We start from the raw sequence: 4,229 nt of genomic DNA, 5'->3' as shown, positions 1-4,229 counted from the left end.
GGAGTTTTCAAGGATAATTTCAACTCCTATTTCCTCCGGATCATTATTCTCATTTACATAGAAATTCCCTAATTCAATGCCACAAGCGATAGTAAAAAGTTGTGAAGATGGAGCAAGGTTTTTAAAGAAAAACTCATCTATGTTTTTATTACTTGCAGGAGATAATTCATTTCCAAAGAGAGCTTCAAGAGGAATATCATCCCCAGGTGCTCTGTCTTGCTGAATGACCTGCATAGCTGCCAACAATTCAGAACCGGAGGTTTTTACTTTATTATCGGGATCAGTCAAATCACTGTCCTCTATAAAGTCAGCAATATTAAGACCTCTGTAAATAATATATTTAACAGGTAACTTAAATTCTTTCTGATTGTGAGGTTTTAGGATAAGGTTTACCTTATTTATATCAGATGCCTGCTGCTGTAATAAAATAGTTCCCTTCATCATTGCATAGGCCTTTGTAGCAGCAGATATAGTAAACATACTGCTAACACGAAACTTATCAGCAGATTCTACTCCATAAGCCTGGTTTGCTGCTTGTGCAGTAATTGAAGTTTCAGTAAAAAGAGCTAATGAGGGCATGTTTTTTTATTTAATACTTTCTGTTTTATACACATTTGCAGTAACTTCTGAAATGAAGTGCAATAAGAGGGCAGTTTACCATTCTATATTTTACCAAAAAATATATTTATAGGGAAATAAATATCATTAATAATAATATTGTTTCAAATTTCGGGCTTATAAATGAAAAAGTCAATGCGGGAAAACACGTATTTTTTTAAAATTTATTATTTAAATAATCATTATAGTCTCCTTTGAAGCTTTGGTCAAACACATCTTTGAAGACCAAAGTCCCGTTAACATCAAAATATTCTATTTGAGTTTTATATTTATTACTATTATTCTTTTTATTCTTACAAAAACTTTCAAATAAATGGTGTCCTATACAGTATTCATAAGTTGTTTTAACTCTTAAAAATAATTTATTGTCAGGTTTTGTATAATACTCTCTTATTGAGGTTTGCTTTTTATAATCATCAACCTCTTTTCTCCCTGCTACTATAGGTTTTCCAAAAGTTTTGAGAGTCAAATTATCTGACACTTCAACAAAAGGGTTGATATATTCTAATTGATAATAAGTAAGAATTCCTTTTTCATATCTTAAAACCTCTTCCGAATCCAAAAAATGATTTCGATTTTCGGAACCCTTGTATTCATAAGTTTCTCCATGTGGGACAAAGCATTGTTCAAATTCATCTATTCCAGTATAATATTTGTCTAACAGGCCTTGAGAGCATCCCTTATTTTTGATGTTTAAATGAGAGCTATGATAATATAAATTACCAGAGTAATCTCTCTTTTCGATAGTAGTTTTAAAGTTTTTGTTAGTTAAATCGGTTATTCTGGTTTCAATGATAGAATACTGATAGATATATATATTAACTGATTTCAATTTCCCTTTTTCATAAGTGTGTCTTTTGTGCAAAAGATTTTCCTTATTTCTATAAATACCATATTCATTATAATAAATGTTTTGAACACCTTTTATAAATGCTTTTTTACCGGAATGGATAACAGTATCTTCTACTAATAAATTTTCTGAAGGCCAAGTTTTAATTTCCCGTTTCCACTTATTTATACTAATCGGGATATAGTCTTCTGCATATGAATATAAATACGGATAACCCTCATTAGCCACGGTAACAAAGAACTTTCTTTTAACAAGTTTACTAGCCTTAAAATACTGAAACATATTGTTTTTAAAAATTATAAATGGAGAACCCGCATCAAAATAAGCTAATAGATATTCATAATCATCTTGATGTTCAGGTATAATTTTATAAAAACCATTAAGTGCTTCTTTTGAATTTTTAGAAACGGCAATTGAATCATAATAAACTACTGTACTATTTCCGATTTTAGAATATGTATTTCTTCTTTCGTATTTTATTTCATTTTCGAGGATAATAATTGTATCATTTAAAATGTCTTTATATTCTTTACCTATTGCCTTTAAATAAATGGCGTAGATAGATTCTTTAGATTTACTAACCAAATTATTATTGATATTTATTTGATGAAGTGGAGTTTTATAGATGTCTCTCGTATAAATATCTTTAAAAATACTGTTATAATACCTCAAAGGAACATAAACTATACTAGAATCATTTATTTTTCGGGAATTGAGTGATTGTTGAATAGCTTTAAAATAGCTTGTTTGATTACTTATAGAAGAGATAGAGTCCTTTTGACTAAAGATAAAAAGAGGCATTAATACTGATATGTATAAATATAATTTTTTCACGACTCTATTTTTAAATCCGGATCCTGTTTCATTTTCTCTATCTGCCATTTAAAATATGATATTCCATATTCTGAATATTTAAATAAATATGTAGGTTTAGGTTGTGGTTCTGGTAAAGGGTTGTTTATATTAGGAATAGGATAAATATAATCCATTATATTCTCCGTATGATATTGTAGAAAACTATGTATATCCAACAGTCCTGTTTGAAAAGTATGCACCAATCCTAAACTATGGGAAATTTCGTGTGATAATGTTTTATCCTTATCCAGTAACTCTCTACGCATTAGTAATACACATTTAGCATTTTCAACACCATTTGAAGCTGCGGTAGTATTTGGTTCAAATTTACATATAACATTACAAGGGAAAACAAAAACCGTAACACTATCATTATTATCAGGATGACTGTCTATATACATAGAATCTATAATGTTAATAAACTCTATGAGACTTTCTTCTGTTTCATCATTAATTATAAGTGTCCCATCAGCTTGAATTCCTAATAATTTATTTTTAAATCTGTTAAGAAGAGTTGTATCAGGTAATTGAGTACCTATTATATGATTTCCAAAATTAACTGTAATTTGTCTTGAAAAATCAATATCTCCATTTCCTAACTTAATAGGATTATATTTTATTAGTGATTGTCGAAACAGATATATTGCATTCTTTTCAGAGTTTTTAATTTTCTTTTCCCAATCTTTAAAGTTTCCGTTAAGATTTAAACTAGCATTTGTACCAGCTAAAATATTATTCAAATAATTTTCTGATGTTCGTGTTGTATAGTTTATTTTATGGTCAACTATAGTAGTAGATTGTGATACATCTTTTCCTGTAAGAGTACCTGCTAAGTTAACTTTAACAAATCTAACATCACATTTAAAAGTTTCATTATTTTTCAAAATATTTAATGCACCGACTAAATTATTATTCTCATCGTAAGCATAAATTTTTCTGTCTAAATTACTTTTTTCATGACATTTTATTACCATAGTTATACTACGAAGCTCTGAAACTTTTAATGGAGGAATAATGACTTTACTCCCTTTGCGAAAAATGGCTTCAATTCCTTGGGGTATTTCAAATCTTACTAAACCAGTATTAGAAGTTAAACGATTATCTAATTCCATTGATAACCATACTTCATGTTCTTTAGGATTAATTGGATTTCCATTTGCTATAACAGTTTCATGGTTTTCGTAGAGTGATAACCAAGGTACATAGTAATTATATCCTTTTATAACTAGTGGAGTGTACGCATGTTTTAGCTGTTCCTGTGCTTCGCTTTTAGTAACTGTATCAATATTAGCTATACATATTCCATCTCTTCCTGTTTTGGTACCTGGAGTTAAAGGGTTTGATATGTCTGATTCAGCAATAAATTCTGGTCGCATCCAGTCAAAGCCATAATGCCCCCCTTTTTCGTTATAATTATCTCGTCTTCTAAAGTTAATCATAAAGCCAGCTTCTGCAATATGAATATTTTGTGCATAGCTATCAGAAGAAAAAAGTTGGCCATCTTTTGAAAAAATATCTATCCCAAGATTTTCCGGGGTTTCCTTGTAATTTCCATTTTTATCTAATCCGGAGACAACAAGTTTGTACCTAAAATAAATTTTACCATCAATATCTTTTGAAATTGGTGCTTGTTGAATCAATTTTAGCATTTTAATGTGGTAATCACTAAAGTCTTCTAATACAGAAGGTGTTGATGCCTCTGTTAAATTTATTAAATGTTGGAGTTCATTTTTCTTAATGGCTAACAATAAAAAATTTTCATAATTTGAATAAATAGAAGTATTAAAGGATAATGCATATCGATAATCATTTGCAGATATTTGTATAGGTGATCTCACTATGTTTATTTTCGGATTTTGCTTCTTTATATAATCAAACAAGGAACCATTTTTTAAAGTACCTCCTT

Annotated in this window: 3 protein-coding genes; all 3 read right to left on the bottom strand. The window is 29.1% G+C overall.

Annotated features, from left to right (window positions below):
- A partial coding sequence (locus C0512_RS14725) for a hypothetical protein (RefSeq protein ID WP_290862909.1) occupies positions 1 to 579 on the bottom strand: 579 nt, incomplete at its 3' end.
- Positions 580 to 775: 196 nt separating this feature from the next.
- Entirely contained in the window at positions 776 to 2,350 is a 1,575-nt protein-coding gene (locus C0512_RS14720) for a hypothetical protein (RefSeq protein WP_290862907.1), read from the bottom strand.
- A partial coding sequence (locus C0512_RS14715; protein ID WP_290862905.1) for a hypothetical protein occupies positions 2,299 to 4,229 on the bottom strand: 1,931 nt, incomplete at its 5' end. The genes C0512_RS14720 and C0512_RS14715, both read right to left, overlap by 52 nt.

Origin of the sequence: Flavobacterium sp. (genome assembly GCF_013822155.1) — a bacterium.
Taxonomy (GTDB): domain Bacteria; phylum Bacteroidota; class Bacteroidia; order Flavobacteriales; family Flavobacteriaceae; genus Flavobacterium.
This window is presented reverse-complemented; position numbering and strand designations above follow the sequence as displayed.